Origin of the sequence: Micromonospora arborensis (assembly GCF_003205615.1) — a bacterium.
GTDB classification, from domain to species: Bacteria; Actinomycetota; Actinomycetes; order Mycobacteriales; family Micromonosporaceae; genus Micromonospora; species Micromonospora arborensis.
This window is the reverse complement of the sequence record NZ_PYBV01000001.1, coordinates 197,638-223,345: the sequence shown is the minus strand read 5'-3', so window position 1 is coordinate 223,345 and position 25,708 is coordinate 197,638. Positions and strand designations below refer to the sequence as shown.

Annotated in this window: 25 protein-coding genes; 18 read left to right on the top strand and 7 right to left on the bottom strand. The window is 72.8% G+C overall.

Annotation, left to right across the window (positions count from 1 at the left end; all coding sequences use genetic code 11):
• Window positions 1-8 precede the first annotated feature (8 nt).
• On the bottom strand, window positions 9-656 hold the full coding sequence (locus C7C45_RS01035) for a hypothetical protein (RefSeq protein WP_110561688.1): 648 nt from the start codon (window positions 654-656) through the stop codon (window positions 9-11).
• A 160-nt stretch (window positions 657-816) separates the two neighbouring features.
• Here C7C45_RS01035 and C7C45_RS01030 point away from each other — a divergent pair, with 160 nt between their 5' ends.
• The 9 genes from C7C45_RS01030 to C7C45_RS00990 all read left to right on the top strand — a co-directional run bounded on the left by C7C45_RS01030 (window position 817) and on the right by C7C45_RS00990 (window position 10,298).
• Window positions 817-1,605, top strand: a complete 789-nt coding sequence (locus C7C45_RS01030) for a GNAT family N-acetyltransferase (RefSeq protein WP_110561687.1) — start codon at window positions 817-819, stop codon at window positions 1,603-1,605.
• Window positions 1,602-2,570: a lysophospholipid acyltransferase family protein gene (locus C7C45_RS01025; RefSeq protein WP_110561686.1), complete on the top strand. Its 969-nt coding sequence runs from the start codon at window positions 1,602-1,604 to the stop codon at window positions 2,568-2,570. Before C7C45_RS01030 ends, C7C45_RS01025 begins: the two co-directional genes overlap by 4 nt.
• Window positions 2,571-2,686: 116 nt before the next feature.
• On the top strand, window positions 2,687-3,511 hold the full coding sequence (locus C7C45_RS01020; RefSeq protein WP_110561685.1) for a DUF4097 family beta strand repeat-containing protein: 825 nt from the start codon (window positions 2,687-2,689) through the stop codon (window positions 3,509-3,511).
• Entirely contained in the window at window positions 3,508-4,128 is a 621-nt protein-coding gene (locus C7C45_RS01015; RefSeq protein WP_110561684.1) for a PadR family transcriptional regulator, read from the top strand. Before C7C45_RS01020 ends, C7C45_RS01015 begins: the two co-directional genes overlap by 4 nt.
• Before the next feature lie 98 nt (window positions 4,129-4,226).
• Entirely contained in the window at window positions 4,227-4,928 is a 702-nt protein-coding gene (locus C7C45_RS01010) for a response regulator transcription factor (RefSeq protein ID WP_110561683.1), read from the top strand.
• Entirely contained in the window at window positions 4,925-6,481 is a 1,557-nt protein-coding gene (locus tag C7C45_RS01005; protein WP_110561682.1) for a sensor histidine kinase, read from the top strand. Before C7C45_RS01010 ends, C7C45_RS01005 begins: the two co-directional genes overlap by 4 nt.
• Window positions 6,482-6,543: 62 nt before the next feature.
• Complete coding sequence (locus C7C45_RS01000; protein ID WP_110561681.1) at window positions 6,544-8,226, top strand: trypsin-like peptidase domain-containing protein; 1,683 nt, start codon at window positions 6,544-6,546, stop codon at window positions 8,224-8,226.
• A gap of 183 nt (window positions 8,227-8,409) precedes the next feature.
• Window positions 8,410-9,081, top strand: coding sequence for a BON domain-containing protein (locus C7C45_RS00995; RefSeq protein WP_110561680.1), 672 nt, complete (start codon window positions 8,410-8,412; stop codon window positions 9,079-9,081).
• 161 nt (window positions 9,082-9,242) lie between these two features.
• Window positions 9,243-10,298, top strand: coding sequence for a glycosyltransferase family 4 protein (locus tag C7C45_RS00990; protein WP_110561727.1), 1,056 nt, complete (start codon window positions 9,243-9,245; stop codon window positions 10,296-10,298).
• Window positions 10,299-10,321: 23 nt separating this feature from the next.
• On the opposite strand, the gene C7C45_RS00985 is transcribed toward C7C45_RS00990, so the two are convergent.
• Entirely contained in the window at window positions 10,322-11,761 is a 1,440-nt protein-coding gene (locus tag C7C45_RS00985) for a serine/threonine-protein kinase (RefSeq protein WP_110561726.1), read from the bottom strand.
• 165 nt (window positions 11,762-11,926) lie between these two features.
• Here C7C45_RS00985 and C7C45_RS00980 point away from each other — a divergent pair, with 165 nt between their 5' ends.
• The 7 genes from C7C45_RS00980 (at window position 11,927) to C7C45_RS00950 (ending at window position 20,462) form a co-directional block, all read left to right on the top strand.
• Complete coding sequence (locus C7C45_RS00980; protein WP_110561679.1) at window positions 11,927-12,760, top strand: patatin-like phospholipase family protein; 834 nt, start codon at window positions 11,927-11,929, stop codon at window positions 12,758-12,760.
• Window positions 12,760-13,776: a 1-acyl-sn-glycerol-3-phosphate acyltransferase gene (locus C7C45_RS00975; RefSeq protein ID WP_110561678.1), complete on the top strand. Its 1,017-nt coding sequence runs from the start codon at window positions 12,760-12,762 to the stop codon at window positions 13,774-13,776. The genes C7C45_RS00980 and C7C45_RS00975 overlap by 1 nt, the downstream gene beginning before the upstream one ends.
• A gap of 9 nt (window positions 13,777-13,785) precedes the next feature.
• Complete coding sequence (cutA, locus tag C7C45_RS00970) at window positions 13,786-14,106, top strand: divalent-cation tolerance protein CutA (RefSeq protein ID WP_110561677.1); 321 nt, start codon at window positions 13,786-13,788, stop codon at window positions 14,104-14,106.
• Between the two features lie 48 nt (window positions 14,107-14,154).
• Entirely contained in the window at window positions 14,155-17,706 is a 3,552-nt protein-coding gene (locus C7C45_RS00965) for an SCO7613 C-terminal domain-containing membrane protein (protein ID WP_110561676.1), read from the top strand.
• 136 nt (window positions 17,707-17,842) lie between these two features.
• Entirely contained in the window at window positions 17,843-18,895 is a 1,053-nt protein-coding gene (locus tag C7C45_RS00960) for a fatty acid desaturase family protein (RefSeq protein WP_110561675.1), read from the top strand.
• Window positions 18,896-19,017: 122 nt separating this feature from the next.
• Entirely contained in the window at window positions 19,018-19,311 is a 294-nt protein-coding gene (locus C7C45_RS00955) for a 4a-hydroxytetrahydrobiopterin dehydratase (protein WP_110561674.1), read from the top strand.
• A complete protein-coding gene (locus C7C45_RS00950; RefSeq protein ID WP_110561673.1) occupies window positions 19,308-20,462 on the top strand; it encodes an FHA domain-containing protein in 1,155 nt (384 codons plus the stop codon). Before C7C45_RS00955 ends, C7C45_RS00950 begins: the two co-directional genes overlap by 4 nt.
• Before the next feature lie 120 nt (window positions 20,463-20,582).
• Here the strand turns inward: C7C45_RS00950 and rocD are convergent, their stop codons facing one another.
• From rocD to C7C45_RS33830, 5 genes are all read right to left on the bottom strand, one after another.
• On the bottom strand, window positions 20,583-21,797 hold the full coding sequence (gene rocD / locus C7C45_RS00945) for an ornithine--oxo-acid transaminase (protein WP_208641026.1): 1,215 nt from the start codon (window positions 21,795-21,797) through the stop codon (window positions 20,583-20,585).
• Window positions 21,797-22,612: a dimethylargininase gene (ddaH, locus tag C7C45_RS00940; RefSeq protein ID WP_208641025.1), complete on the bottom strand. Its 816-nt coding sequence runs from the start codon at window positions 22,610-22,612 to the stop codon at window positions 21,797-21,799. Before ddaH ends, rocD begins: the two co-directional genes overlap by 1 nt.
• Before the next feature lie 317 nt (window positions 22,613-22,929).
• Window positions 22,930-23,757, bottom strand: a complete 828-nt coding sequence (locus C7C45_RS00935) for a DMT family transporter (protein ID WP_244200167.1) — start codon at window positions 23,755-23,757, stop codon at window positions 22,930-22,932.
• 129 nt (window positions 23,758-23,886) lie between these two features.
• Window positions 23,887-24,153, bottom strand: coding sequence for a hypothetical protein (locus tag C7C45_RS00930; protein WP_244200166.1), 267 nt, complete (start codon window positions 24,151-24,153; stop codon window positions 23,887-23,889).
• Window positions 24,150-24,320: a hypothetical protein gene (locus C7C45_RS33830; protein ID WP_167454597.1), complete on the bottom strand. Its 171-nt coding sequence runs from the start codon at window positions 24,318-24,320 to the stop codon at window positions 24,150-24,152. Before C7C45_RS33830 ends, C7C45_RS00930 begins: the two co-directional genes overlap by 4 nt.
• A gap of 252 nt (window positions 24,321-24,572) precedes the next feature.
• On the opposite strand from C7C45_RS33830, the gene C7C45_RS00925 reads away from it, so the two are divergent.
• Together C7C45_RS00925 and C7C45_RS00920 are read left to right on the top strand one after the other, a co-directional pair.
• Window positions 24,573-25,460, top strand: a complete 888-nt coding sequence (locus tag C7C45_RS00925) for a helix-turn-helix domain-containing protein (protein WP_110561670.1) — start codon at window positions 24,573-24,575, stop codon at window positions 25,458-25,460.
• Complete coding sequence (locus tag C7C45_RS00920) at window positions 25,453-25,653, top strand: DUF397 domain-containing protein (RefSeq protein WP_110561669.1); 201 nt, start codon at window positions 25,453-25,455, stop codon at window positions 25,651-25,653. Before C7C45_RS00925 ends, C7C45_RS00920 begins: the two co-directional genes overlap by 8 nt.
• The last annotated feature ends 55 nt before the right edge of the window (window positions 25,654-25,708 follow it).

Below are 25,708 nucleotides of genomic sequence, written 5' to 3'. Positions count from 1 at the left end.
CCCGGGGTTCAGCGGGCGATCCAGGTTGCCCGGGCGGCACCGAGTAGCGCGCCGTCCGGGCCGTACAGGCTGGTGTGCACGAGCGCCTTGCGCCCATCGACGCCGAGCAACGCGCCGGTCACCACGCACTCGTCGCCCGGCCCCGGCAGCGCCGCGACCACGGCGGCGATCCGGCCCAGCAGGTACGGGCGGCCCGGCGCGAGGACGCTCCAACCGCCGGGGCAGTCCAGTGCCGCCCAGACCGTGGCTCCGCTGACCTGCTCGGGCGCCCGGAACGGCGCGGCGGTCCGGCCGTCCGGCAGCCGGCCGGGGAAGATCCGCAGCCCGTCCGCCCGCTGGGGTCCACAGACATAACAGCGGGGGAACGGATGCTCGACCAGGCCGGGATAGCGGGCCGCCGCGGCCACCGCGGTCTCCCGGTCGACCGGGGGTACGACGGCGTCGACCACCCCGGCCGGGCGCACCTCGGCGACCAGTTCGCCGCTCGGGTCACGGACCTCGCCGTCGAGCAGACTCAGCTCGGTCTCCAGTGGCGGTGGCCGGCGCAGCGTCACCTCGACCGGGCCGGTGCCGCCGGCCTCGGCGGCGAACACTCCCGCGCTCCAGCCGCCGTTGCCGGATCCGGCGGGCCCGTTGTAGCGGGACTCGATGCGCATCGTCGACCTCCGGTGGGGGCGTGCCGGCGTGTTCGCCGGTCCGCCCCGGCAGCCTCGCACGCCCACCGCCGGAGGTGGCTCGCGGTCTCGCCTGCCGGCGTTCATCCGGTCGACACCAGTGGTCCCCGTGGATGGCAACCCGGGCACCTAGACAGATCCCATGGCCGTTCTGCATGTCGCTGGCGCACCCCTGACGACCAGCGGATACACCCTGCTGATCGCCGACGACCCCACCCAGGTCGCGGCCGCGCAACGCCTGCGTCACGAGGTGTTCGCCATTGAGCTCGGCGCCACCCTCCTCCCCGGTGCGGCCGGGCTGGACGTGGACCCCTTCGACGCGTACTGCGACCACCTGATCGTCCGCGAGGACAGCACCGGCGAGGTGGTCGGCACGTACCGGCTGCTGCCGCCCGGCCGCACCCACCGGCGGTACGCCGAGGACGAGTTCGACCTCACCGCGCTCGACCCGCTCCGCGACGACCTGGTCGAGGCGGGCCGGTCCTGTGTGCACCCGGACCACCGCTCCGGCGCGGTGATCAACCTGATGTGGGCCGGCATCGTCCGGTACCTGCACCTGCGTGGCTCCCGCTGGCTCGGCGGCTGCGCCTCGGTGCCGGTGGCCGACGGCGGGCGGACGGTCGCCGAGGTGTGGAACCAGGCCCTCACCCGGCACCTGTCGCCGCCGCCGCTGCGGGTCCGCCCACTGCGACCCTGGTTCGCCGACCCGGCCGCCGCTCTCGCCACCGCTGCCCCGTTGACCGCTGACGCGGCCGGGCGCGTCGCGGTGCCGCCGCTGCTGCGCGGCTACCTCCGGCTCGGTGCGTGGATCTGCGGTGAGCCGTCGTACGACCCCGACTTCGGGTGCGCGGACTTCTACGTGCTGTTCTCCCTGGACCGGATGAACCCGCGCTACCTGCGGCACTTCCTGGGTGCGGAGGCGCAGCGGTGACCGCCGTGCCGCACGATCTGTGGCGGCCCTCGTCGGGCTGCGACGACGACTGCCTGCCGGCGGCCGGCGAGGTGCCCGCGGTGCCGGTGGCCCGCCGGGTGCTCCGGTTGGTCGCGGTGACGGGAATGCTGCTGGCCGGGGTCGGCGTGGTGGTGCTGCTGCCCGTGCTCCCGACGCGGGAACGCCAGGCGCTGGTGCGCGGCTGGGCCCGGGCCACCGCCCGCGCCTTCGGCGTACGGCTGGTGATCCGGGGTCGGCTGCCCCGGCGGCGGGCGCTGCTGGTCGCCAACCACGTCTCGTGGCTGGACATCCTCGCGGTGCTGGCGGTCGCGCCCACCCGGATGGTCGCGAAGCGGGAGATCCGCTCCTGGCCGGTGGTCGGCCTTCTGGCCGCGGCGGCGGGCACGGTCTTCGTGGACCGCTCCCGGCCGCAGGCACTGCCGACCACGGTTGGCCGGGTCGCGGACACGCTGCGCGCCGGCCGGTCGGTGGCGGTCTTTCCGGAGGGTACGACCTGGTGTGCTGGTGCCGCCGACTGTCGCCCCGGCGGCGGTTTCCGGCCCGCGATGTTCCAGGCGGCCATCGACGTGGGCACCCCGGTGGTGCCGCTGCGGCTCGCCTACCGCAGCGCCGCCACGGGTACGACCACCACGGCTGCCGCCTTCCTCGGTGCGGACACCCTGCTGCGGTCGGCGGTCCGGGTCATCACGGCGCGGGACCTGGTGGTGTCGGTGACGATCGCCGCCGCGCTGCACCCGGCCCGTGATGCCGACCGGCGGATGCTGGCCCGGGCGGCCGAGTCGGCCGTACACCTGCTGCCAATGGCGGGTGCCGTGGCGCGGGCCCGGCAGCGTCCGGTGCCCTCGGCGACCAACCCTGGCTGCCCCGAGCTGAGCGTCCGGGTGGCCGCCGCTCCCGTGCCGACGTCGACCACCATCGGTAGCGGACTGGACCTCGCGGCCTGACCGGTCCCGACGATCAGGGGAGGGGTGGCCGGCCACTCTTGTAGTGTCGCGATGTATCGCGTTACTGTCTTCTTGTCAGGCGCGCGCCTCGGCGCGTCGTCGAGAGGAGGACAGCCATGGCCGGATGGACGGTCGAGAGCCCGCAGCGGCTCACCATGGACGGCCCGGTCACCCGGCTGGACGTCCGCCTGGTGAGCGGACGGCTCAACGTGGTCGCGACCGACGGTCCGACCCGGATCGACGTCACCCAGGTCGGTCGCCGGCCGGTCCTGATCGAGCACGCCGACGGCCGGCTCAGCATCCGCCAGGAGCGCGGCGGGGGCTGGTCGGACGTCCTGCGCTGGTTCCGGATGATCCACCGCTATCCGCGGGTGGACGTCTCCGTCGCCGTGCCCGCCGATGTCCTCGCCGATCTGGGCCTGGTCGCGGGTTCGCTGGTCGCCTCCGGCCTGCGCCGGCAGACGACGGTCCACGTCACCTCCGGTCAGATCACCCTGATGGGGCTGCGCGGCGACACCTTCGCGAAGATCACCTCAGGGCCGGTGGAGGCGCTGGGCGTGCGCGGCGATCTCACTCTGGAGACGGTCTCCGGGGAGGTGATCCTCGCCGACAGCGCCGCCGAGCGGGTGCGCGCGCAGACCGTCTCGGGCGCGATCACCTGTGACCTCGACAATCCTCGGCGCAGCGAGATCCGGCTGACCACCATCTCGGGCAGCATCACCGTCCGGGTCCGCCAGGACAGCGACCTCGCTGTCCAACTGCACACCACCTCGGGCCGGATCACCAGTGGCTTCCCGCAGGTCCGCACCTCGACGTTCCCCCTGCCCAGCAGTGTGGGAGTGCTCGGCGCCGGCGACGGTAAGCTCTGGGCTTCCGCGACCTCGGGGAGCATCGCCCTGCTCGCCCGAGCGGTCGACGACGAGGGGGAGGAGCTGCCGTGACCGCCGTGTTCAGCCACGGACGGCTCCGGCTCTACCTGCTCAAACTGCTCGACGACGGCCCGAAGCACGGCTACGAGCTGATCCGCCTGCTGGAGGACCGGTTCCTCGGGCTGTACGCGCCCAGCGCCGGGACCATCTACCCCCGCCTGCAACGGTTGGAGGCCGAGGGTCTGGTCAGCCACACCGCTGCCGGCGGCCGTAAGACCTACGACATCACCGACGCCGGCCGCGACGAGCTGCGCCAGCGAGCCGGCGAGCTGACCGCGCTGGAGGCGGACATCGCGGCCTCGGTGGCGGACCTCTCCACCCTGGCCGGCGAGATCCGCAGCGAGGTACGCGGCTCGGTTCGCGACCTCAAACGGGAACTGAGCGAGGCCACCCGGCAGACCCGGCGGACCCGGCGGACCCGGTGGGAGACTCCGGCACCGCCGCCCGGACCGGCGCCGGCCGACGGGCCGCACGCCGCACTGCTCGACGAGTTCGACAAGCGGCTGGCCGCGTTCACCACCGAGGTGAGTCGGCTGGTGCGCGCCCGACAGTTCAGCGACACCCAGTTGCGTACCGCGATCCGGCTGCTCGACGGCGCGCTGGACGGGCTGCGCCGCCTGCTGCGCTGACCGACGCCCCTCGCCGACCGGCGGCGCGGCCGGTGACTCACAGCTTTTTTGCAGCAACCGTCCAGCGCCGCCGCAGTGACGTCGCCCATGATGGGCCCATGCCCGCTACCCAGACCGAGGCGCGACTGCTCGTCGTCGAGGACGACCCCAACATCCTCGAACTGCTCTCCGCGAGCCTGCGGTTCGCGGGCTTCGACGTGGCCACCGCGACCAGTGGGAGCGCCGCGCTACACGCCGCCAAGGACCACCGGCCCGACCTGGTGGTGCTCGACGTGATGCTGCCGGACCTGGACGGCTTCGAGGTCATCCGGATGCTGCGCGAGGGTGGCACCCGTACCCCGGTGGTCTTCCTGACCGCCCGGGACGCCACCGACGACAAGATCCGTGGGCTGACCCTGGGCGGCGACGACTACGTCACCAAGCCGTTCAGCCTGGAAGAGCTGACCGCCCGGATTCGCGCCGTGCTGCGTCGCACCACGACCGGCGAGCAGGCTCCGTCCCGGCTCACCTTCGCCGACCTGGAGTTGGACGAGGAGACCCACGAGGTGCACCGGGCCGGCCAGCGTGTGCAGCTCTCGCCGACCGAGTTCAAGCTGCTGCGCTACCTGATGCTCAACGCCAACCGGGTGCTGTCCAAGGCGCAGATCCTCGACCACGTCTGGAACTACGACTTCCGCGGTGACGACAACATCGTCGAGTCCTACATCTCCTACCTGCGGCGCAAGGTCGACACCACCCAACCCCGGCTGATCCACACCCTCCGTGGCGTCGGGTACGTGCTGCGCAAGCCGGCGGCGTGAACGCGGTCCAGCAGGCGAAGGGGCGGGTGCGGGGCGTACCGCTGCGGGTCAAGCTGGTCACCTCGGTGCTGGCGCTGGTCGCCGCCGCGCTGCTGGTGATCAGCTCATTGACCGCGTACCTCCTCCGCAACTACCTGGAGGGCCAGGTCGACGGGCAGATCAGTTCGACCGCCCGGGGGCTCGGCCAGCTGCTCCCGCAGCTGCGCAGCGGTGAGGTCGGCGCGATGCTGCCCAGTGACTACGTCCTGCGCCTGGCCGACGAGCAGCAGGTCTACAAGCCGGTCTACGACAAATTCAGTCTCGATCCCGGGGAGCTGCCCACCTTTGCGACGAGCCGGGACGGCTTCGAGGATCTGGAGGGGGAGCCGCGGACGGTCATCTCGCAAGACGGCCGCACCCGGTGGCGGCTCTACTACGCGGCCCAGCCGGACGGCTCGGTGCTGGCCGTGGGTCAGCCGCTGACCGACGTGGACCGGGCGGTGAAGCAGCTCGTCTGGATAGATCTCCTGGTCGGCGGCGCGGTGCTGATCATGTTGGCCTCGGTCGGCGCGGCGATCGTCCGGACCAGCCTCAAACCGCTGGTGGAGATCGAACGCACCGCCGCCGCCATCGCCGGTGGTGACCTGACCCAGCGGGTGCCCGACCCGGAGCAGGGGCAGGAGCATCCGACCTCGGAACTCGGCCGGCTCTCCCGTGCGCTGAACGCGATGCTCACCCAGATCGAGGCGGCGTTCACCGCGAGAGCCGCCTCGGAGACCGCGGCGCGCTGGGCGGAGAGCGCCGCGCGGGATGCGGCCGTCGCCGCTCAGGCGTCCGAGGCGCGGGCCATCCGCTCGGAAGAGCGGATGCGGCAGTTCGTCGCGGACGCCTCGCACGAGCTGCGGACCCCGCTGACCACCATCCGCGGTTTCGCCGAGCTGTATCGGCAGGGCGCGGCCCGGGAGCCGGAGCAGACCGCCGGTCTGCTGCGCCGCATCGAGGACGAGGCGTCCCGGATGGGGCTGCTGGTGGAGGACCTGCTGCTGCTCGCCCGGCTGGACCGGGAACGGCCGCTCTCGCTGACGCCGGTGGAGTTGCCGGTGCTCGCCTCCGACGCGGTGCAGGCCGCCCGGGTGATGGCCCCGGATCGTCGGATCGAGTTGGAGATCGAGCCCGGATCGGGTCCGCTCGTCGTCTCCGCTGACGACGCCCGGCTGCGGCAGGTGATCGGCAACCTGGTCACCAACGCGCTGACCCACACCCCGCCGGACGCCGAGATCCGCGTGCGGTTGCGCGCCGAACCGGGGGCCCTCGCCGTCGTGGAGGTGGCCGACACCGGCCCCGGCCTCTCGGCGGAGCAGGCGGAACGGGTCTTCGAGCGGTTCTACCGGGCCGACGCGGCGCGTACGCGGCGGGCCGACGGCAACACCGGCACCGGCCTCGGCCTGGCCATCGTGGCGGCGCTGGTCGCCGCGCACCACGGCTCGGTCGAGGTGGCCGAGACGCCCGGCGGCGGAGCCACCTTCCGGGTCCGGCTGCCGCTGCTGTCAGAGGTCGAGGGAGCGGGCGAGTGACTTTCAGCCAACTTCCAGGCCCGTTCCAGGTTGATTGCAGTGCCCAGGGAGAAGGTAGTGGCATGACCGAGTTCGAGTCCGACCCGCAGCGCCGGCCGGCCCCCATCGACGCCGAGCCGTCGCAGTCCACCGCCGAGCTGCCGCGCGACGAGCGCGCGCAGTCCGACTCCCCGACCACTCCCGTCCCGGCCGCCGGGGACTCTCCGGTCGCTTCGACCGCCGGGGACTCCCCGGTCGCTTCGACCGCAGGGGACACGGAGACCACCGCTGTCACGCCCGCCGCGGCCGACGCAACGGTCGCACACCCGGCCCAGCCGACGGGGTACGAGCCGCCGACCGCCGCGCAGCCGACCGGGTACGAGCCGCCAACCGCCGCGCAGCCGACCGGATACGAGCCGCCGGCCGCCACTGCGTCCGCGCCGCCGTACCCGGTCTCCGGGCACCCGGCACCTGGCCAGCCCGGCTACCCGCAGCCGACGGCCGGCCAGTACCCCGGCGCACCCTGGTACGCGGGCCAGCAGTCCGGCTGGGCCGGCGGGGGCCAGCCGGGCGCGGCGTACCCGCCGCACCAGCAGCACGCCCAGCACCCCGGTCAGCACGCCCAGCACCCGGGTCAGCACGCTCAGCACCCGGGTCAGCCGGTCCCGCCGTGGGGCCCGCAGGTCGCGCCGCCCGGCAACGGCCCCCGGCCGAGCCGGATCGCCAAGTTCGCCGGCGCCGGCGTCGCGGTGTTCGCCCTGATGCTCGGCTCCGGCGTGGCCGGTGGGGCGCTCGCCCTCGCCCTGGACGGCGACGGCGGCGGCGTCACCCGCACCTACACCGCGGCACCGGTGCTCAACAGCGCCGACCTGCCGAAGATCGCCGCGTCCGTGCAGGACAGCGTCGTCTCCATCGCCACCGACAGCGGCGAGGGCTCCGGGGTGGTGCTCACCGCCGACGGCTACGTGCTCACCAACAACCACGTGGTCGCCTCCGCCAGCGGCGACACCGTCCAGGTGGTCTTCGCCGACGGCAAGACCGCGCAGGCGAAGATCATCGGCACCGACCCGAAGACCGACCTGGCCGTGGTCAAGGCCAACGGGGTCACCGACCTCAAGCCGGCCAAGTTCGGCGACAGCGACGCCATGCAGGTCGGCGACCAGGTGCTCGCCCTGGGTAGCCCGCTCGGCCTGCAGGGTTCGGTGACCTCGGGCATCCTCAGCGCCCGGGACCGCACCATCCGGGCCGGCGAGGGCCAGCAGCAGGACCCGACCCAGCAGAGCGCGCCCGTCAGCTCGATCTCCGGTCTGCTCCAGACCGACGCGCCGATCAACCCGGGCAACTCCGGCGGCGCGCTGGTCAACACCCGGGGTGAGGTGATCGGCGTCAACACCGCCATCGCGACCTCCGGGCAGAGCACCGGCAACATCGGCGTCGGGTTCGCCATCCCCAGCAACAAGGCCAAGGACGTCGCGGGCAAGCTTCAGCGCGGCGAGAAGGTCAGTCACCCGTCGCTCGGGGTGGGCGTCAACCAGGCCGAGGGCGGCGGCGCGCTCGTCGCGTCGGTCACCCAGGGCAGCCCGGCCGAGAAGGCCGGACTCCAGCGTGGCGACGTCGTCACCCGGTTCGGCGACAAGCTGGTCAACGACTCGGACGACCTGGTCGGCGCGGTGCAGGCCGGCAAGGTCGGCGACCGGGTCGAGGTGCAGTTCAAGCGGAACGGTGTCGAGAAGTCGGCAACCGTGACGCTCGCCGAGACGTCCTGACCACTATCTGAACCTGCCTCCTCCCTCCGGCGGCGGGTGGCGGGGCCGAGGGGGTCGGCTCCGTCACCCGCCGCTTCTTTCCGCCCGGACGGCGGTTCACCCGGATCGGGTGAACCGCCGTCACCCGTGTGACCGGCAGGTTCGGTGGGCGAGTCTGGGCAACCGAACCGGGGGGTGGGTGCCATGACAGAGGTGGTGGACGTCCGCGACGACCAGCGGATCCAACGCGACGTCCTGGCGGAGCTGGCCTGGGACGCACGGCTGCAGCCGAACGAGATCGGCGTGAGCGTCGACGAGGGTGTGGTCACCCTGACCGGATTCGTGGACGGTGCCGCTCGCAGTTGGGCCGCGACCCGGTGTGCACAGCGGGTGCGGGGCGTACGGGCGGTGGCCGACGAGATCGAGGTGCGGCTGCCCGGCACACCGGGGCGTACCGACGCCGAGATCGCCCTCGCCGCGTCCCGCGCGCTGGAGTGGGACAGCTTCGTGCCCGCCGAACGGCTGGACGTGACCGTTTCCAACGGCTGGTTGATGCTGCGCGGTGAGGTCGAGTTCGGATGGCAGCGCCGCGCCGCCGAGGGGGAGTTGCGCCGGCTCGACGGCATCCGGGGGATCACCAACCTGATCGAGGTACGACCGTCGGCCCCGCCGGCCGCCGAACGGCTGCGTCGGGACGTCCAGCGGGCGCTGGTACGCACGATGGGCGCCGACCGGGTGACCGTCGAGGTGGACGGCGACACGCTGGTCCTCGCCGGGGTGGTCCGTTCCTGGTGGGAACGCGATCAGGTCGAGCGGGTTGCCTGGTGCGCGCCCGGGGTGCGGCTGGTGCACGACCAACTCCTCGTCGGCGGGTGAGCGTCCGCCTTGTCCGGTTTACCCGGGACGCCACAGGGAACCCGCCGCCGACCACGCCCGTGCCGGCGGTGACGCCGCACCGGGGAATCAACGGGGGAGGACTCGTGGCCGTGAACCATCCGCCTGCGGGCCGCCCTCCGGAGCGGTCTTTGCGCATCGCGATGGTGGTTCCGCCCTGGTTGTCCGTGCCGCCGCCCGGTTACGGGGGTCTTGAGCAGGTCGTCGCCGCCCTGGTGGACGCGTTGACCAGGCACGGGCACGTGGTGACCCTGTTCGGTGCCGGCAACGACCACGGCACCGCCGCCGAGGGGTTCGTCTCCACCGTCCCTGAGGTCCAGTACGAACGGCTCGGCGAGTCGCTGCCCGAGCTGGCCCACCTGGCCCGGGTGAACCGGCTGATCACGGCGGCCGACTTCGACGTGATCCACGACCACACCACGATCGGGCCGCTGCTCGCCGGCCGCCGGGCGGTGCCGACGGTCGCGACCGTGCACGGCAACCCGGTGGGGGAGTACGGCGATGTGCTCAGTGAGATCGACTCGGACGTCGCCCTGGTGGCGATCTCACACGCCCAGCGCCTGCTGAACCCCGGCCTGCCCTGGGCCGGAACGGTGCACAACGCGCTGGACATCCGCGACCTTCCGCGCAAGACCGAACCCGGCCGGGGGCCGGTGCTGTGGCTGGCGCGGTTCAGCCCGGACAAGGGCCCGGACGTCGCCATCCAGGCGTGCCGGGAGGCCGGGTTGCCCCTGCTGCTGGCCGGTAAGTGCAACGAGCCGGCCGAGCGTCGTTACTACGAGCAGGTCGTCGCGCCGTTGGTCGACGAGAACGTGACAGTCGTGCTCAACGCCGACCGCGCGGAGACACTGCGAATGCTCGTCGACGCCCGTTGTCTGATCATGCCGATCCAGTGGGATGAGCCGTTCGGCATGGTGATGCTGGAGGCGATGGCGACCGGGACACCGGTGGTCGCGCTCAACCGGGGTGCGGTGCCGGAACTGGTCCGGCCCGGGCTGACCGGGCTGGTGTGCGCGGGCCCGGAGGAGCTACCCGCGGCGTTGGTCGCCGCGGAGCAACTCGACCCGGCGGACTGCGTGGCGCACGTCGCGGAGAACTTCTCGGTCGAACGGATGGCGTACGGCTATGCGGAGGTCTACCGGCGCTTCGCTGCCGGCCGCCGCGACCTGCTCGAATCGGCCCGGGTGTCGGCCGGCTGACCCGGCCCGGCGCGGCCGTGCGGTCAGACCCTGGCCGCGCCGAGGTTGGCGATGGCGGCGTCGAGTTGCTCCGCGTACGCCGGACTGATGCCACCCTCGCCGAGGCGGACCGCGACCTTCTGGCGCAGCCGGGCCACCGGTGGTGCCAGCTCGTCCCGGCCGGAGCTGACCGTGGTGGTCAGGTTGCGTAGCTCGTTGCGCAGGTCGAGGCCGACGTCGCTGCGGATCTCCCCGGCGCTCAAGCCGGCGCCGATCAGCCTGTCGACCCGGCTGGCGGCCTCGATCAGGGTGCCCGGATCCGAGGTCGGCGAGGTGGCGCTCGGCTGCGCCGACGGTGCCGCGGTCGGCTCGGACGGCTCGGACGGCGCAGGGGCCGGCGGGCCGGTCGACGGGTTCGGCACCGGAGCGACAGTGGGCTGCGCCTGGCGTGCCGGCTGCTGGTCGGGCAGCAGGGCCACGCCGGCCAGCACTGCACCGACCGCCAGGATCGCCGAGACCAGCACCAGCGCCACCCGCCGTCGTGACCACCCCGACTCGGTCGCCGTCCCGTCGTCCACCATCGGGACGGTGTGTGCCTTCGGCGGCTGGGGCGAGGCGGGCACCGGGACGATCGCGGGTGGGGGGTCGGCCGGCAGCAACTGATCGAGGAGCACGGTGGCGACCTGCCGGGCCGTCGGCCGGTCGACCGGGTCGCGGGCGAGGCTTTGCAGGCAGATCCGTGCCACCTGCGGGGGCAGCTCCGGAAGCTCGGCCAGCGTCGGCGGCGGGCCGGAGGCCAGCGCGGCGCTGAGCTCCTCCCAGGTGTCCGCCGGGTACGGGACCCGGCCGGTGAGCGCCTCGTGCAGCAGCACGCCGAGCGAGTACACGTCGGTGGACGGCTGGGCCGGCGCACCGTCGAGCCGTTCCGGGGCGACGTACGCCGGGGTTCCGAAGGTTTCGCCGTCCTCGTCCTCGTCGGGGGCGCCGATCCGGGTGGCGATGCCGAAGTCGAGCACCTTGACCCCCGTCCGGGTCATCATCACGTTGGCGGGGGTGATGTCGCGGTGCACGATGCCAAGTCGGTGCGCGGCGGCCAGCGCGTCCGCGACCTGCGCGCCCACCTGGACCGCCTCGGCCCACGGCAACGGCCCCTCGGTGAGTCGCAGCTCCAACTCCTCGCCGCTGAGCAGCTCCATCACCACGAACGAGGTGATCGAGCCGTCCGGGGCGACCGTCTCGCCGTAGTCGTGCACCGAGGTCACGTGCGGGTGCACCAACTGGGCGGCGGCCCGAGCCTCCTCACGCACCATGCCGCGAAAACGCGCGTCGGCGGCCAGCGACGGTGCGAGCACCTTGAGGGCGACGACCCGGTCCAGCACCTCGTCCCGGGCACGCCAGATCACGGACATGCCGCCGGCGCCGATCTGGTCGAGAAGTCGGTATCTGCGGGCCAGCAATCGGCCCGGATGCAGTGCTGCCTTCACCGATCGCACCTGCCTCAGGGGTGGGAGCGGTATCAGGTTGCGCGAATGCCTTCGGCCTGTCAACGCTGTCACCGGCTCCGGTCGCCGGGCGGCGCCTGGCGTGCGCCGACCGCCCGGTGACGGTGGCTGGCCGGTCGGCTGCGGGGCCGTGTCAGGATGAGGGGCATGGCGGGGGGACCGGTGGCGTTCGTGCTCGGCGGCGGGGGAGTGCTCGGCGCGGTCGAGGTCGGCATGTTGCGAGCGCTGTTCCGCGCCGGCATCCAACCCGACATGGTGCTCGGCACCTCGATCGGCGCGGTGAACGGCGCGCTTGTCGCCGCCGACCCGTCGGAGGCGGTGACCGACCGGCTGGTCCGGCTCTGGGCCTCGCCGGAGGCGAGCGAGGTGTACGGCGACTCGGTCGCCCGGCAGTTGCGCCGCTTCGCCGCCCGCACCCATCTGCACTCACCCCGGCCACTGCGCCGCCTGCTCGAGACCGAGTTGGGGGTGGACACCACCTTCGCCGAGCTGCGGGTGCCGTTCCGCTGCTGCGCCGCGCACATCGAGCGGGCCGCCGAGCACTGGTTCGACAGCGGCCCGGTGGTGCCGGCGGTGCTGGCGTCGGCCTCGGTGCCGGGCCTGCTCCCGCCCATGGAGATCGACGGCGCGCACTACGTGGACGGCGGCATCGTCAACTCCATCCCGATCGGCGAGGCGGTGGCCGTCGGCGCCCGGCGGATCTACGTCCTTCAGGTAGGTCGGATCGAACGGGAACTGACCCCACCCCGCCGGCCGTGGGAGATCGCGCAGGTCGCGTTCGAGATCTCCCGCCGGCACCGCTTCTTCCGGGAGATGTCGGCGCTGCCCGAGGGGGTGGAGGTGCACGTCCTGCCGACCGGAGGGCTGAACCCACGCGACGACACCCCGTGGGCGTACCGGGACATGGCGGCGGTGGGACGGCGGATCAGCCGGGCGTACACCGCTTCCCGGCGCTACCTCGCCACCCACCTGGAGCGGTGATGCCGCTGCCCCCCAGGTGGCTGCGTCGGTTGCTGATCGCCCCTGCCGTGGTGGCGCTCGCGTTCGTCGTGGTCACCACGTTGCCGGTCTGGGCGCTGCTCGCCGCGGCCGCCTCCCCGCTGGTCCCGGGCCGGTTGCGCCCGCTGCGGCTGCTCTGGATCGGCTGCTTCTACCTGGTCTGGGACGCCGCCGCGCTGCTCGCGCTCTTCGTGCTGTGGGTCGCCTCCGGTTTCGGCTGGCGGGCCCGGTCCCCGGCCTTCCAGCGGGCACACTACGTGCTGGCCGGCTGGTTCCTGCGGGTGCTGTTCTGGCAGGCCCGCTGGACACTGCGGCTGCACATCGACGTGGTGGGCACCGACCCGGACACTGCGTTGCCCGGCCGGCCGGAGCTGGTGCTCTGCCGGCACGCCGGGCCGGGCGACTCGTTCATCCTGATCCACGGCCTGGTCAACTGGTTCAACCGGGAGCCACGGATCGTCCTCAAGGACAGCCTCCAGTGGGACCCGGCGATCGATGTGCTGCTCAACCGGCTCCCCAACCGGTTTATCGCTCCGACACCGGAGCGCGGCGAGGAGACGGTCCGCTCGGTCGGGCACCTGGCCAGCGGCCTGGACGACAACGACGCGTTCGTCATCTTCCCGGAGGGCGGCAACTTCACCCCCAAACGGCGGCTGCGCGCCATTGCCCGGCTGCGTTCCCTCGGCCTGGAACGGATGGCCCTACGCGCCGAGCGGATGCGCCACGTGCTCGCCCCGCAGCCCGGCGGGGTACTCGCCGCGCTGGACGCCGCACCGGACGCCGGGGTCATCTTCGTCGCCCACACCGGTCTGGACCGGCTGCTCACCGTCGCCGACGTGTGGCGGGAACTGCCGATGGACAAACGGATCGTCATGCGGTTCTGGTCGGTGCCGCCCGAGGACGTACCGGCCGAACGGCAGCAACGCATCGACTGGCTGTTCGACTGGTGGGCGCAGATCGACACCTGGATCGCGGCCAATCGTGATGGTGCCGCGTAGGGTGCGGTCGTGGAGCAGATCTGCGTGGTGACGACGGTGGTGGATGCGCGTTCGGTCGCCGACGTGCTGGCGGCCGCGGCCGTTGCCGGCAGGCTCGCCGCCTGTGCTCAAGTGGGTGGTCAGGTTGACAGCACCTACTGGTGGCGGTCCGGAGTGGAGACCAGCACCGAGTGGTCGGTGCAGTTCAAGACCGCACCCGACCGGTTGTCCGCGTTGGTGGACCAGATCCGGCTCAGCCACCCGTACGAGGTGCCGGAGATCCTGGTGTCCAGGGTGGAGTGTGGCGATCCCGCCTATGCCATCTGGGTGCACGAGCACACCCGCCTCTGAGTACGCGCACTCTGGGCCCTGGCCGGGTCGCCTCTCGATGATGACCGGGTGGATGACACCCGCTATCCCTGCCCCGCCTGTGCTGCGCCGGCCGACCTGAGCACCGGTTGCACCGGCTGCCGGCGCGCGCCCGACCCGATCGCCGCTGAGGTGTGCCGGCTGAGCAGGGAGGTCGCCCAGCTTGAGCCGGAGGTGGAGCGGGCCCGCCGCACGTACACCGAGTTGGCCGGACGCCTGTCGGCCACGTCGCGGCGGCGGGCCGAGCTGGCGGCGGTCGTCCGCGCGGGGTTGGCCGCCTCCGTGGTGGCCCGCCCCGCGGTTCTCGTCGGGCCGGTGCCGCCCACTGCCGCGGGTGTTCCGGCCGAGTCGACACCGGGTGCGGCGGAGGCCTCGACCCGTACCGTCCAGGGTCTGCTGTTCGTCCTTGGTGGACTGCTGCTGGGCACGGCGGCGGTGGTGTTCACCGCGGTGGCCTGGGCGGCGGTGGGGGTCGGCGGACGGGCACTGATCCTGGCCGCGTTCACCGCGCTCGCTCTGGCCGTACCGCTGCTGTTGGTCCGCCGAGGTCTGCGGGGCACGGCGGAGACGTTCGCCGCGGTCGGTTTGCTGTCGGTGGTGCTGGACGGTTACGCGGCCTGGTCGGTGGACCTGGCCGGGGTGGCCGGTTGGCCAGGCACCCGCTACGCCGCGCTGGTCGGGGGGGCCAGCGCGGCGGTCGCCGTGGTGTACGGCCGGTGGAGCAGGCTGACCGGGCCCTGGTTCGCCGCCCTGCTGGCCGCTCAGCCGGTGTTGCCGCTGCTCGCCGTCGAGGCCGAAACGGGTGCGGCCGGTTGGGCGGTGGTCCTGCTCGCGGTGGCGCTGCTGGACGTGGCCGTGCTGGTCGGGCTGCGCGGCCGGGAAGGCGCGGCGCAGCTCGTCGGCCGGGTGTTGGCGGGAATCGGTCACGTCACCGCGCTCGTTGGTGCCGCGAGCTGCGCCCTGGTGCCGTTGTTCCTCGGGCGGGCGGCGGGTTCGCCACTGCTGGCCGGGTTGCCGCTGTTGCTGGTGGCGCTGGCCGGGTTCGGTGTGGCCTGGCTGATCGGCGGGCGGGCGCTGCGGGTGGTGGCCGCGGGGTTGCTGGTGCCGGTGCTCGCCGCCGCCCTGCTGCGCCCGGTGGCCGAGCTGCGGCCGTCACTGCTGCTGATCGCGGCGGCGACGGTGGCCCTCGTGTTGGCGGCGGCGGTGCGGTTGCTGCCGGATGTGGCGGGGCCGGTTCCGCCGGCGCGAGAGCTGCCGGATGTGGCGGGTGTGGCTGCCGTGGCGGGGTCGGGGCCGGCCGGTACCGGCGGTTGGCGGACCGGCCCGCGCGCCGGTGCGCTGCTGGTCGCGGCCGGTACGGCGCTGGTGGCCGTGCTGATCACCGCGACGCTCGCGGTCGCCGCCGTCGGCCGGTCGATGCCGTCGTGGGGCGGGGCCGGGACCGGGCCGGACCTGGACTGGGGTTGGCAGTTGGCGCCCGCTGTGGCGTTGGCGCTCGGCGCGACGGTGCTGTTGATGCCCCGCGCAGCGTGGGCGGTGTTCGCCACGGCCGGCGCGGTGGCGGTGCTGCTCGCCCTGCCCGCCGGCTGGACGGCTTCCTGGCCGCAGGTGGTGGCCGTCGACCTGGTCGGCGGGGCGCTGCTGCTGCTCGCCGTGCTGGCCCGCCCGGCGACCCACCCGACCGCCCTGCTCACCCGAGTGCTCGGTGGCGCCGTCCTGCTCGGGCACGGGCTGCTGGTCGCCCTGGCCACTCCGACCGGTGCCCTGGTGGCGCTCGGCACCATCGCCGTGGCCGGGCTGGCACTGGCCCTCCGCCGGGGCACCGGTCCGTACCGGCAGGTGGCCGGCGTGGGTCTGCTGGTCGCACAGCTCGCGCTGCCCGGGGTCGCGGCGGTGGCGCTGTTCGCTGGGGGTGCGCCGCCCTGGTGGCAGGCGCGGCTCGCGCTGGTCGCCGCCGGGCTGCCGCTGGTCGCGGTGCTCGCGGCGCGTCGCCACCGGGTGGAACTGACCGGGTACGCGGTGACCGGCGCCGTGGTCGCGATGACCGTGCCTGGACTCGCGCCGCTGGTCGTGGCGGGGAGTGAGCCCCTTGCGCTGTACGCCGCCCTGGCAACGCTGGGCGTCACGCTCGTCGCCCGGTGGGACCGGCCGGCGGTCGGCGGCCACGAATCGACCCGGCCGGGCCTGCTGGTGGCGGGCGGCGCGCTGGCGGCGGTCGCTGTCCTGGCGGCCCTGCCGGCGGTGCTGACCGGGCTCGTGTCGCCGTACGGCGCTCCGGGGCCGGTGTGGGCGGGGGTGCCCGCGGTCGTCGCCGATCCGACGGCGCTGCCCGCCGGGTTGGCGCTGGCCGTGCTGGCGGTGGCCGCCGTGCTGGCCGGCCGGCGGGTCCGCCCACGAATGCTGCCCGCGCTGCCGTTCGGCGCGGCGGCCCTGCCGGTGCTGCTCGTCGCGGTCGGTGCGCCGTGGCCGGTGCTGCCGGCAACTGTCCTGCTCGCCGGGTTGGCCGCGCTGTTGCCCGCCGCTCTGGTCGCGCCGCGCCCGGCGCTCGCGCCGATCGCCGTACCGGTGGGCGTGGTGCTTGTCGCCTCCGGTGTGGTGGGGCTGCTGGCCACCCGAGCCGGAACGCTCGCCGCCGAGGGGTTACTGCTGGTGGCGGCGGTCGTCGTCGCCGTCGGCGCCCGCATGGTCGAGGTGCGTGTCGTCGGTTGCCTGGCCGCCGTGGGCGCGGCGTCCGCGCTGGCGGTGACCGCTCCGCTCGCCGGTGGGCTGCCGTTGCGGGCTGCGGCGTACCCGCTGCTGGCGGTGGCGGTGCTGGTGCTGGCCGTCGCCGCTGCGATCACTCTGCCGCAGGCGATCGGGGCGACGCCGGCCGACGCGGCAACCTCGCCGCAGGTGGTCACGGCGACGCCGGCGCGGGCACAGGTCCGGCGGGTGCTGGACGCTGCCGCCCAGGCGGTGGCGCTGGTGGCGGCGGCGCTCGCCGTCGAGGCGGCGCGGCACCTCGCCACCGTCTGCGTGCTCTGGGGCGCTGCCGTCGCGCTGCGGCTGCTGCGCCGGGGCGAGCGGGCCGGCCGACGGTGGGCGTTCGCCGGTATCGCCGCCGGCAGTGAGCTGCTCGGGGCGTGGGTGCTGCTTGCGGCCGGGGGCGTGACCGTGCTGGAGGCGTACACCCTGCCGGCCTCGGCGCTCGCCCTCGGCGCGGGTCTACTGGCGCTGCGCACCAGGCCTGGGCTGACCAGCTGGCCGGCCCTCGGCCCGGGGCTGGTCGCGGCGCTGCTCCCGAGCCTCGCGTCGGTGCTGGCCGGGAGTGACCCGCAGCCGTGGCGGCGACTGCTCCTCGGCGCGGCGGCGCTGGGCGCGGTGCTGGCCGGCGCGACCCGACGTTGGCAGGCGCCGGTGCTGCTCGGCGGATGGGTGCTGGCGCTGTCGGCCCTGCACGAGCTGGCCCGCGGCTGGGACCTGCTGCCCCGATGGATCTACCTGGGTGCCGGTGGGCTGGCGTTGGTCGGGCTCGCCGCGACATACGAGCGACGGCGGCGTGACCTGGCTCGATTGCGGGCCGCGGTGGGCCGGCTGAGCTGAGTCTCACGTCAGGGGGTAGTGCCCGCCCTACCCCCCATTCGGGGGTTGTCAGGGTTACTCAGCGCAACCGCTGCCGGGAGACTTGACATTAAGCCCGAACCACCCCGGTTCAGGCGCAAGCGGATCGGGAGCAGCGATGGCGATCGGAGCGGTGGCGGAACCGCCGGTACAACGGCGAGGCAGTGACTACGCACAGTTGTCCCGACGGATCAGCCAGGCGGGCCTGCTGGAGCGGCGCCCCGGCTGGTACGTCACCCGCATCACGCTCACCCTCGGCGCTTTCCTCGCCGGCTGGGTCGCGGTCTTCCTGCTCGGCGACTCCTGGTGGCAGTTGCCGCTCGCGGCCCTGATGGCGGTGGCCACCACGCAGGTCGCGTTCCTCGGCCACGACGCCGGGCACCGCCAGATGTTCCGACGACGTGGCCCCAGCGAACTGGTGGGGCTGCTCGCCGGCAACGTGGCGGTGGGAATCAGCTACGGCTGGTGGGTCGACAAGCACAACCGGCACCACGCCAACCCGAACCACGAGGACGAGGACCCGGACGTCGGCGCGGGCGCCCTGGTGTGGACGCCCGAACAGGCGCTGGAGACCCGGGGATTCGGCCGTTGGCTGGCTCAGCGGCAGGCGTACTTCTTCTTCCCGATGCTCCTCCTGGAGGGTCTGAACCTGCACGTCGCCAGCATCCGGGCGATCCTCGGGCGTGAGCCGGACGGCCGGTACGCCACCCCGATGCGGCACCGGGCGGTCGAGGCCGCGCTGCTCGTCGCGCACACCGTCGGCTACGTGGCGCTGCTGTTGGCGGTCATGTCGCCGGTCAAGGCGCTGCTCTTCGCCGTCGTGCACCAGGCGCTGTGGGGCCTCTACATGGGTTGCGCGTTCGCCCCCAACCACAAGGGCATGCCGATGCCGACCGCCGAGGACGAGCTGGACTTCCTGCGTAAGCAGGTGCTGACCTCCCGCAACGTGCGGGGCAGTCGACTGGTGGACACCACGCTGGGCGGGCTCAACTACCAGATCGAGCACCACCTCTTCCCGAACATGCCCCGCGCCAACCTCCGCCGAGCCCAGCCGATCGTGCGCGCCTACTGCGTCGAGCAGGGCATCCCGTACGCCGAGACCGGGCTGATCGAGTCGTACCGGCAGGCACTCGGTCACCTGCACAGCGTGGGCCGGCCGCTGCGCGGCTGAAACACACCGGGGGAAGGTGGGGGCGGTGCCGTTTGGCACCGCCCCCACCGGCGCGTATCGGGCCGATCGACGCCCCGCTACCGCTGGTCGATGCCGGCCGTCGTCCCCGGTAGGGTCGGCGCATGGCAGACCTGCTCACCGCGGATGCGGTGCGAGAAGAGCTGGGCCGGTTGCCCGACTGGTCGGGTGACCCGACCGGCATCGGTCGTACGGCCCAGCTCGGCAGTTTCCCGGCCGCCATCGCGGTGGTGGACCGGGTGGCGGCGGTGGCCGAGGAGCTCGACCACCATCCCGACATCGACATCCGATGGCGGACCCTGACCTTCCGCTGTGTCACGCATTCGGCCGGTGGGGTCACCCACCGGGACTTCGAGCTGGCCCGGCGAATCGACGACATCGTCCGGAGTGCGGCATGAGATTCGAGATCAGCAAGGTTCTGGACGCCATCGAGGGTCGGGTCTGCACGGACCCGTCGCTGGCCCGGGCGGTGCTCGACCTGGCCGAGGTGATCCGCTACCAGGACATCGACGGTGGTCGGCCGGCCAGCCTGCTACGGCTCGGCATGGTCATCGACGCGCTCTCCCGCGACCTGGAGGAGGACAGCGTCCAGGTCTACGCGGTGGTGCACCGGGCGCTGCTCTCCGACGCCGACCTGACCTCCAACGAGCGGATGGTGGTCCGCCGCTGGGCCGACGACGGGCTCGTCGAGGTGCTCGACAACCCGGGCGACCGGATGTTGGAGGTCGCCGACCTGCTCGGACTGCCGGTGCTCAGTCGGGTCCGCTTCGACGGGCTGCGCGGACGGTTCCCGTGGCTGGTCGAGCAGCCCGGTCGGGTGGTCGCCCCGGTGCCGGGAGCCGGTGGGCCGGTGTTCATCGCCCACGTCGGTGGCGGACACGCGCCGGTCACCGGCAAGCGGTCGCCGACCGGGGCCAAGTTGCTGGCCCGCCAGTGGCGCTGCCCGGAGTCGGGCTGCGCGTTGTTCGGCAGCGGTGGTGGGAGCGGCGCGTTCGCCGACCTGGCCCGGGTGGTCGAACGCAGCCCCGCCGGGCAGCCGCCGCCCGCGTTGCGCAACGGCGTACCGACCTGCCCCCGGCACGGCGCACGGCTCGGTGACGGGGGTCCTCGGCCGCGTACGGAGGTGCTCGCGGTGCGCGTCGGTGGCCTGGTCCGGCGGCGGTTCGTGCTCAGCGAGGAGCAGCCGGTGGTGGCCGGTCGGGCCCCCGAGCAGGACGGCGGCATCATGCTCGGGCAGTGGCTCAACGATGAGGCCCGGCGGTGGATCAGCCGTGGTCACGTCCAGTTCGAGCTGCGGGTCGGCGAGGTCATCGTGACCGACATCAGCACCAACGGTTCCGGCATCCGTCCGGCCGGCTCGATGACCGAGTCGGAGCGTATTCCCCTGGCACCGCAGCAGTCCCGGGTGCTCGGTGAGAACGACATGGTGGAGCTCTACCCGGGGGTGCAGATCGGTCGGGCCGAGGAGTTGCCCGCGGGCGCCCCGTTCACCCCCACCTCGGTGATGGCCGAGGCCCCGACGATGGCGATGCGCCTACCGCGCCCCTGACCCCACCCCGCCCCCACCCCGGTTGATCATGAAGTTATTGCCCGGCACCGCGGCGTGTCGTGGCAATAACTTCATGATCAACGCTGGTTGGGCGGGGGCGGGGGGCGGGGCGGGGCGGGGTCAGCCGGCCAGCACCTCGGCGAGCTGCGCCACCGCCAGGTCGATCTCCTCCTCGGTGATCACCAGCGGTGGGGCGAGCCGGATGGTGGAGCCGTGGGTGTCCTTGGCGAGCACTCCGCGCTCGGCGAGACGTTCACACGCCTCCCGCCCGCTCATCAGCGCCGGGTCGATGTCCAGACCGGCCCACAGGCCGCGCACACGGACCGCCACCAGGCCCTTGCCGAGCAGCCCTTCCAGGCCGGCCCGCAGCCGCTCACCCAGCTCGGCCGAGCGCCGCTGGAACTCGCCGGTGGCCAGCAGCCGGACCACTTCGATCGCCACCGCGCAGGCGAGCGGGTTACCGCCGAAGGTGGAGCCGTGCTGGCCGGGCTTGAGCACGCCGAGCACGTCGGAGTTCGCAGCCACCGCGGAGACCGGAACGATGCCGCCGCCGAGCGCCTTGCCGAGCAGGTACATGTCCGGCACGACGCCCTCGTGGTCACAGGCGAAGGTCGCGCCGGTACGCCCCAGACCGGACTGGATCTCGTCGGCGATGAACAGCACGTTGCGCTCGGTGCAGACCTGGCGTACGCCCGGCAGGTAGCCCTCGGGTGGCACCACCACGCCCTGCTCGCCCTGGATCGGCTCCAGCAGCACGGCCACGGTGTTCTCGTCGATCGCGGCGGTCAGCGCGTCCAGGTCGCCGTACGGCACGACCGTGAACCCCGGGGTGTACGGCCCGAAGTCGGCGCGGGCGTCCTCGTCGGTGGAGAAGCTCACGATGGTGGTGGTCCGGCCGTGGAAGTTACCCTCGGCGACCACGATGTTGGCCTGGCCGGCGGGCACACCCTTGACCTGGTAGCCCCACTTGCGGGCCACCTTGATCCCGGTCTCCACCGCCTCGGCGCCGGTGTTCATCGGCAGCACCAGGTCCTTGCCGCACAGCTCGGCCAACTCCCGGCAGAAGTCGGCGAACTGGTCGTGGATGAACGCCCGGCTGGTCAGCGTCAGCCGATCCAACTGTGCGTGCGCGGCGGCGATCAACCGAGGGTGCCGGTGGCCGAAGTTGAGTGCGGAGTAACCGGCCAGGCAGTCCAGGTAGCGGCGGCCGTCCACGTCGGTGAGCCAGGCGCCCTCCGCGGACGAGATCACCACCGGTAGCGGGTGGTAGTTGTGCGCCGTCCAGCGCTCGGCGTCCCGGACCGCTCCCGGCGTCCGCAGGATGTCATCCACGATCACTTGCTTGCCTTTCCCTGACGCAGTCGCAGTGTGCAGCACTTCGGTCCGCCGCCGGCCTTACGCAGCTCGGACAGGTCGACACCGATGGTTTCGTAGCCCCGGTCGCGCAGCGTGGCGGCCAGGTCGGTGGCCTGCGCGGGCAGCACCACGTGCCGTCCGTCGCTGACCGCGTTCAGCCCCAGCACCTCGGCGTCGGCCATGGTGGCGTGCACCGCGTCGGGGAAGAGCCGGCGCAGCACGGCCTGGCTGCCGGGGGAGAACGCCTCCGGCAGGTACGCCACGGTCCGCTCGTCGAGCACGGTCAGCGCGGTGTCCAGGTGGTAGAAGCGCGGGTCGACCAACTGCATGGTGATCACCGGGTAACCGAAGACCTCCTGCAGTTGGGCGTGCGAGGAGTGCGCCGTGCGGAAGCCGGTGCCGGCCAGCAGGTGGTCGCCGGCCAGCAGGACGTCGCCCTCGCCCTCGTTGACGTGCTTCGGGTCGTACATCTCGAAGCCGGCGGCCTCGAACCAGGCGCGGTAGGCCGGCGCCTCGTCGGCGCGCTGCGGGTCGCGGAACTGCACGGCCATCGCCTTGCCGTCGATCACGGTGCCGCCGTTGGCGGCGAAGACCATGTCGGGCAGGCCGGGCACCGGAGTGATCTCCTCGACGGTGTGGCCCAGGTCGCGGTACGTCTGGCGCAGCTGCTCCCACTGCCGGACGGCCAGCGCGGTGTCGACCGGCGCGCTCGGGTCCATCCAGGGGTTGATCGCGTAGTCGACGGCGAAGTACGTCGGCCGGCACATCAACAGGCGCTGGCTGGTGGCGTCCATCGTCATTGTCCTGCTCCCAGGGGTCGGGCGCGCCCGGCCACCGTGGCCCACGGGCTGGCGCCGTTGCTCAACGCTATGCGGCCTCAGCGGCAGGATCCACCATTGAGAGTTGCACAGACCGAACATTCATTGCGTCTGAGCTGCCGCCAGGAGCGATTCGTTGCGTCAGCGCTCGGCGTACCCCGGAAACACTTCAGGGGCGGCGAACCGCCGCCCCTGAAAGGGTGTCGCCCGGCCGGTGAACCACCGGAGAGTTCGGGCTGCCGGCGAACCGCCGGCTTTCGCCGGTGCACCACCGGCGAGCGGAACAGTGCCCGCTAGAAACGATCGACAAACTGTGAGTCAAGCCACTCGCGGAAGCGCTGCACCCAGTCGCCGTCGGTGGTGGGCCAGTCGAACTGGCCGCTCATCGCCAGCACCCCGATCACCACGGCGGCCAGACCGATGAGCACTCCGAACAGCGCGTCGGTCTTCCCGGCGACGTGCCGGCGGCGGGTGGCCAGCAGACCGAGCACCGCGAGCACCGCGCCGACCGCGCCGAGCCCGATGCCGTACCCGGCCAGGGTGCCGGTCAGCACGAACAGCGCACCGGCGACGGACACGATCAGCCCGAGGGTGGCGAGCAGGCTGGCCCGCGGCTTGGGGCCGCGCACCACCGCCGGCTCCGGCTCGGTGTGGTCCGGGGTCGGGTCGGCCGGGCGGGCGGTCGCGACCCGGTCCGTCGGGTCGGTCCGCCGGGTGCTGCCGTCGAGGTCGGTGTCCCGCTCGGCGGTGCGCGTCGTGGTCGGGTCGGTGCCGGGCCGGGCGTCGCTGTCCACCGGCCGGGCGGGCCGTGCGTCGCCCTCCACCGGGCGGGCGATGGCGGCGCGGGCCACGGCGGCCCGCTCGGCGGCCCGCCGTTCGGCCTCGCCGGTCCGCCCGGTCTGCTCGGTGGGCACGGCAGCATTGCGGTACGTCGCCTGGTCGGTGGCCCGGTCGGTGACCACCGGGCGGTCGCGCTCGCCGTCGGTTGACCGGCCTCCGAGCACCATCGTGTTCTGCCGGTCGTTGACCGGGGTGTCGCGGCCGTCGATGCGACCGTCGAGGTTCTCGTCCCGCGTCGGCGCCGGCTCGGACCGGCGGGACAGCGAAGGAATCTTGACCACTACACACCTCCTGATTAATGCGTGGTGGCCGACAACTCGGGTGGCACCCACGCGGTACGGCCCTGAAGTACCCCGTTGGGCGTTTCCTGACACCAATTCCGGGTACGGCGGCAGACGATCGCCGTTTTCCTACCGCGCGAGGGTCGCTTCGGCAGGAGACCTCGCCCCGGCGTGTGGCGGCAGCACTCGCAATCCGGCCTGCTGCACGTACACCTCCCGCTTGTCGATGGCCAAGCCCTTGTTGTCGAGCACGTACCCGGCCAGCCAGATCCACCCGTGGTACGTCGGGCGCTGGTCCACGCGGACCAGCCGGAGGCGCAGCGCCCGGTCGCCGGCGAACTGGACCGAACACGCCTCGCCGATCAGCAGTACGTCTCCCGGCCTGAGGGCGCTCACGTCGGCCAGTGCCCACGGTTGATCGGGATGCGGTGGCGGGCTCGGCAGGGCAACTCCGCGCCGCAGCGGCACACCTTGCGCCACCGCGCCCAACTCCAGACTGGCCGGTGCCGGCGGGCGAGGGTCAGCGCGGTGACCAAGAGGTATTCGTTGTACGACACCCGCATTACGGCGTCCTTCCTGATGCGGAATGGCGTCGCCCCGGCACATCCAGGTGTGCGAGGCCGCGCGTTATTGTCGTCGCCATTCCGGCGCTTATCCGGAGGCCTTCTGACGCGTGACAGCATGTTCCATGCTGGCCACCTTGTGCAACGCTCGGAGTCCTCCTAGCCTCAAGCCATATTGACGCACGAGGAACGGAAGGCAATTGCGTGCCGGGCGAGACATTCGGTGTTGCAGGAAGGGTGCAGTGATGTTGCATGACGGATGAAACAAGCGGGTCCACGGTCCCGCGGCGGCAGCTCGGGCGGCTGCTCACACAGCTTCGAGAGGACGCCTCGGTGACGCTGGACTCGGCGGCCGAGGCGCTGGACTGCTCGCGGCAAAAGGTGTGGCGCATCGAGAAGGGGTTGGTCCCGGTGCGCGTGGTGGACGCCCGCGCGATGTGTGCTCTCTATCGGGTGCCCGACTCCATGGGGGAGATCGTCGCTGGGCTAGCGAAAGAGACTCGCGCCCGGGGTTGGTGGCATTCCTACGGCGATGTCGTCCCGTCGTGGTTCTCGCTATACGTCGGCCTGGAATCCTCCGCCACGGCGCTGCGGCAATACGACGCCGAGCTAATCCCCGGCCTTCTGCAAACCCGCGAGTACGCCAGCGAGTTGTTCCGCCGAAAGAACCCGACCATGAGCGGGAAGGATCGGGAAAAATTGGTGGAGGTCCGGTTGCAGCGGCAGGCCATCCTCGTTCGCCGGCTGCCCACCGCACCCACCCTGCGGGTCGTCCTGAGCGAAGCCGTGCTGCGCCGCACGATCCCCGACCACCCTGCGATGGTGGGGCAGTTGCGACACCTGCTCGACGTGGCGGCGTTGCCCAACGTGAGTCTGCGGGTGCTGCCGCTCGCCGCCGGGCCGCCCCTGGCCAGCGAAACCGGCACCTTCGTCCTGCTGGACTTTCCGCAGGCCTTCGGGAGGGCGTCGACCGAGCCGACCACCGTCTACCTCGAGAACATCACCGGCGCGCTCTACCTGGACAAGCCGGCAGAGGTGGCCGCCTACGAACATGTCTGGTCGGATCTGGAAGCGCTCGCGTCGAGTGAGGCAGAATCAGAGAAAATGATCACTTCGATCATCGAGGAGCATCATGACTGACCTTGCCGGAGCGACCTGGCGCAAGAGCACCCGCAGCGGCGGAAGCGGCGGCAACTGCGTCGAGGTGGCCGACAACCTCCCCAGCGTCGTGGGTGTGCGGGACAGCAAGGACCCGACTGGGCCGGCGCTGGCCTTCGCCCCAACCACGTGGAGCGCGTTCGTGGCCAGCGTCAAGGGGCAGCGCCAGGGCTGACGGCATCGCGCCGCTCACTCGGCCCCGCCGAGCGTTGCTGGCTATCCTTGGCACC

What these genes read in the sequence shown, in the direction of transcription:
- C7C45_RS01035 (WP_110561688.1), bottom strand. Translation starts at nt 656, where the DNA reads ATGCGCATCGAGTCCCGCTACAACGGGCCCGCCGGATCCGGCAACGGC.
- C7C45_RS01030 (WP_110561687.1), top strand. Translation starts at nt 817, where the DNA reads ATGGCCGTTCTGCATGTCGCTGGCGCACCCCTGACGACCAGCGGATAC.
- C7C45_RS01020 (WP_110561685.1), top strand. Translation starts at nt 2,687, where the DNA reads ATGGCCGGATGGACGGTCGAGAGCCCGCAGCGGCTCACCATGGACGGC.
- C7C45_RS01010 (WP_110561683.1), top strand. Translation starts at nt 4,227, where the DNA reads ATGCCCGCTACCCAGACCGAGGCGCGACTGCTCGTCGTCGAGGACGAC.
- C7C45_RS01000 (WP_110561681.1), top strand. Translation starts at nt 6,544, where the DNA reads ATGACCGAGTTCGAGTCCGACCCGCAGCGCCGGCCGGCCCCCATCGAC.
- C7C45_RS00995 (WP_110561680.1), top strand. Translation starts at nt 8,410, where the DNA reads ATGACAGAGGTGGTGGACGTCCGCGACGACCAGCGGATCCAACGCGAC.
- C7C45_RS00990 (WP_110561727.1), top strand. Translation starts at nt 9,243, where the DNA reads ATGGTGGTTCCGCCCTGGTTGTCCGTGCCGCCGCCCGGTTACGGGGGT.
- C7C45_RS00980 (WP_110561679.1), top strand. Translation starts at nt 11,927, where the DNA reads ATGGCGGGGGGACCGGTGGCGTTCGTGCTCGGCGGCGGGGGAGTGCTC.
- C7C45_RS00975 (WP_110561678.1), top strand. Translation starts at nt 12,760, where the DNA reads ATGCCGCTGCCCCCCAGGTGGCTGCGTCGGTTGCTGATCGCCCCTGCC.
- C7C45_RS00960 (WP_110561675.1), top strand. Translation starts at nt 17,843, where the DNA reads ATGGCGATCGGAGCGGTGGCGGAACCGCCGGTACAACGGCGAGGCAGT.
- C7C45_RS00955 (WP_110561674.1), top strand. Translation starts at nt 19,018, where the DNA reads ATGGCAGACCTGCTCACCGCGGATGCGGTGCGAGAAGAGCTGGGCCGG.
- C7C45_RS00950 (WP_110561673.1), top strand. Translation starts at nt 19,308, where the DNA reads ATGAGATTCGAGATCAGCAAGGTTCTGGACGCCATCGAGGGTCGGGTC.
- ddaH (WP_208641025.1), bottom strand. Translation starts at nt 22,612, where the DNA reads ATGGACGCCACCAGCCAGCGCCTGTTGATGTGCCGGCCGACGTACTTC.
- C7C45_RS33830 (WP_167454597.1), bottom strand. Translation starts at nt 24,320, where the DNA reads ATGCGGGTGTCGTACAACGAATACCTCTTGGTCACCGCGCTGACCCTC.
- C7C45_RS00925 (WP_110561670.1), top strand. Translation starts at nt 24,573, where the DNA reads ATGACGGATGAAACAAGCGGGTCCACGGTCCCGCGGCGGCAGCTCGGG.
- C7C45_RS00920 (WP_110561669.1), top strand. Translation starts at nt 25,453, where the DNA reads ATGACTGACCTTGCCGGAGCGACCTGGCGCAAGAGCACCCGCAGCGGC.